Genomic DNA, 2,826 nt, shown 5'->3' on the forward strand with positions numbered 1-2,826 from the left:
CAATCTGCTTTGAAAAATGTACATTCGACTAATACCATTACTTGGGCAGTTGAAGGTGACAAAAAACTATTTAGTTTAATTGATATCAGAGATGATAAAGAAAAGGGCTTTGATATTGATATGGCTAAAGCTATTACCAAAGAAATTTTAGGTCCTAAAGGACAGGCCCGCTTTACTCTTGCCACTTCACAATCAAGAATTCCCTTGTTGAAAAACGGTAATGTTGATGCGGTAATTGCCACTCTGACAATAACTCCTGAAAGAGCTCAAGTAATCAGTTTTACTAAATCGTATTTTCAGGCTGGTAAATCGTTCCTTGTTCTTAAAGGATCCAATATTAAAAGGCCAAGCGACCTTAATGGCAAAACTGTAATTGGTATTGTTGGGGATAATTCAGTTGAGGCAATCAAGAAGGTTGCTCCCAGAGCAAAAGTGGTTGCTATGCAAGATTATGGTCAAGCCGTATCAGCTTTAAAATCGCATCAGGGTGACGCTTTGACCAGTGATAATGGTATTTTATATGGTTTAGCAGCACAGAGTCCTGATAGCTTTGAAGTAACTGGTGGAACTTATACTAAAGAACCTTATGGTATTGCAGTAAATAAAAATCAAGAGCCATTTCATAGAGCAATAAATCGAGCCATTGACAAGATTCATCAAAGTGGAGAATACAATCGCTTAATCAAAAAGTGGTTCGGTCAAGTTCCTGGTTTTAACTATAAGGAGATGTATATTAAATGATTCGGATCTTCAATGATTTTAGTAGTCAATTATTTGCAGGATTCGGCTGGACTATTTTATCAAGCCTGCTAACACTAGTATTTAGTCTGATTTTTGGTGTTTTATTAGCACTATTAGAAGTTATTCCGAATAAAACAGCTAATAGGATTGGTAGGATTTATGTTGAAATCTTTCGTAATATTCCATTATTGATTATCGTAATGTTCTTTTATCTCATTGTACCTAAATATTTTGTTCAAATTGACGGTTTCACTGCTGGGACTATTGGTTTGTTCCTATATACCTCAGCATTTATTGCAGAAATTATTCGTTCAGGTATTCAGTCGGTATCTCAAGGTCAAATGGAAGGTGCCAGGTCAACCGGTATGACTTATAGTCAAGCTATGCGTTATGTGATCTTACCTCAAGCACTTAAGATTGTTATTCCACCGCTTGGTAATCAATTTGTTAATTTAATTAAAGATTCTTCAATACTGGCTTTTGTCGCAGGTTTTGATTTGATGTATCAAGCTAATGCAATTGCTTCTGTGATTTTTGATACATTTAACAGCTACTTTGTAATCGGCATATTATATCTGGTAATTACTATGCCACTAAGTTATTACATGCGGCACTTAGAAAAGAGAATGGCGTAAGGAGGCGGCTTATAATGCAAACATGGATTAGTGCTTTATCATGGTTAAACTTTGGTTTTTTGTTAAAAGGTCTGGCTGTTACACTATTTATTTCGGTTTTTGCAATTGTATTGAGTTTCCTTTTAGGTTCAGTTTTAGGAATAATTCGCTATGCTAAGATTAAATTTGTTTCTGCAATTGTAGGCTTTATTATTGATTTAGTTAGAAATCTGCCCTTATTATTAATTATCTTTTTTACTTATTTTGGATTACCAAATATTGGCCTCAGGCCGGGGGCAATTTTATCAGCAATTATTGCTATGACGATCTTTGAGTCCAGCATGATTGCAGAAATTGTCCGCTCTGGTATTCAATCAGTAGCAATTGGCCAAATTGAAGGTGCCAGATCAACCGGAATGACATTTGTGCAGTCATTATGGCATGTGGTTTTGCCACAGGCCTATCGGCACATGATACCTACTATTATTGGACAGTTTGTTTCTTTAATTAAGGATACTTCTTTAGCAACTATTATTGTTGTCCCTGAACTTATGCAACATGCGCAAGTTATTTACGGACAAAATGCTAATTATATTGTGCCGATGTTTGCGGCTTTAACGTTTTTATATTTTATCATCTGCTTTACATTATCTGTGATAGGTAATAAACTTAATAAGCGTTTAGTATGATGAAAAAAATTTTTAAAAGTTTATCTTATTGACACGTATACTGAAGACGAGTATAATCACTTTAGTTGAGAACAAGAAGAAGCTTCCCGCTTCTCGCCTAAGTTAAGTTGACCTCTAGGCTGATCGATATTTTCTGTTGATTAAGGGCGGGTAAGGTTTACCCGTCTTTTTCTTGTCCTCAGATTAACACGGAGGTGAAGAATTATTCCAAGGAATTTGATGTTGAACGATCAAATTCGCGCTCGCGAAGTTCGTTTAATTAATGAAGATGGTGAACAAGTTGGTGTTGTTACTAAAACTGAGGCTTTACGCCAAGCAAGTGTTGCAAATTTAGATTTAGTTCTAATTTCGCCTAATGCCAAGCCACCTGTTGCTCGTATCATGGACTATGGTAAATACCGTTTCCAGCAACAAAAGAAAGTTAAAGAATCCCGTAAAAAGTCTAAAACGGTCAGTGTCAAAGAAATCCGTTTAAGTCCAACGATTGAGGGTAACGATTTTAACACTAAGTTAAAACATGCGCGTAAATTTATCACTAAAGAAGGTGCTAAAGTACGCGTTTCGATCAGGTTCAGAGGTCGAGCAATCACTCATAAGGAACTAGGTCGTGAAGTATTGGAAAAAATGGCTGAAGCTACATCTGATATTGCTACTGTAGTTAGCAAACCTAAGATGGAAGGCCGCTCAATGTTCTTAATGCTCGCTCCGAAGAGTGACAAAAATAATTAGTTAATTTGGAGGAATTAGAAAATGCCTAAAATGAAAACCCACCGCGCTTCTGC

General features: G+C 36.1%; 4 protein-coding genes and 1 other annotated feature. All 4 genes read left to right on the forward strand.

Annotated elements, in window-relative coordinates; all coding sequences use genetic code 11:
* On the forward strand, positions 1-741 hold a 741-nt coding region (locus Q0K80_RS10240; RefSeq protein ID WP_294606032.1), incomplete at its 5' end, for a transporter substrate-binding domain-containing protein.
* Positions 738-1,376, forward strand: coding sequence for an amino acid ABC transporter permease (locus Q0K80_RS10245; protein WP_294606033.1), 639 nt, complete (start codon positions 738-740; stop codon positions 1,374-1,376). The genes Q0K80_RS10240 and Q0K80_RS10245, both read left to right, overlap by 4 nt.
* 14 nt (positions 1,377-1,390) lie before the next feature.
* The gene (locus tag Q0K80_RS10250; protein WP_294606034.1) at positions 1,391-2,044 is read left to right on the forward strand and encodes an amino acid ABC transporter permease; all 654 of its coding nucleotides are present in this window, start codon (positions 1,391-1,393) and stop codon (positions 2,042-2,044) included.
* Positions 2,045-2,111: 67 nt separating this feature from the next.
* Positions 2,112-2,223: a sequence feature (ribosomal protein L20 leader region), on the forward strand.
* Between the two features lie 40 nt (positions 2,224-2,263).
* Positions 2,264-2,773, forward strand: a complete 510-nt coding sequence (gene infC, locus Q0K80_RS10255; RefSeq protein WP_294606035.1) for a translation initiation factor IF-3 — start codon at positions 2,264-2,266, stop codon at positions 2,771-2,773.
* Positions 2,774-2,826: the final 53 nt, after the last annotated feature.

Source organism: uncultured Lactobacillus sp. (assembly GCF_945290125.1).
Lineage (GTDB): Bacteria > Bacillota > Bacilli > Lactobacillales > Lactobacillaceae > Lactobacillus > Lactobacillus rizhaonensis.

Bases quoted from the DNA above. Each gene is read 5' to 3' on its own strand.
- Q0K80_RS10250 (WP_294606034.1), top strand. From the start codon at position 1,391: ATGCAAACATGGATTAGTGCTTTATCATGGTTAAACTTTGGTTTTTTG.
- infC (WP_294606035.1), top strand. From the start codon at position 2,264: ATGTTGAACGATCAAATTCGCGCTCGCGAAGTTCGTTTAATTAATGAA.
- Q0K80_RS10245 (WP_294606033.1), top strand. From the start codon at position 738: ATGATTCGGATCTTCAATGATTTTAGTAGTCAATTATTTGCAGGATTC.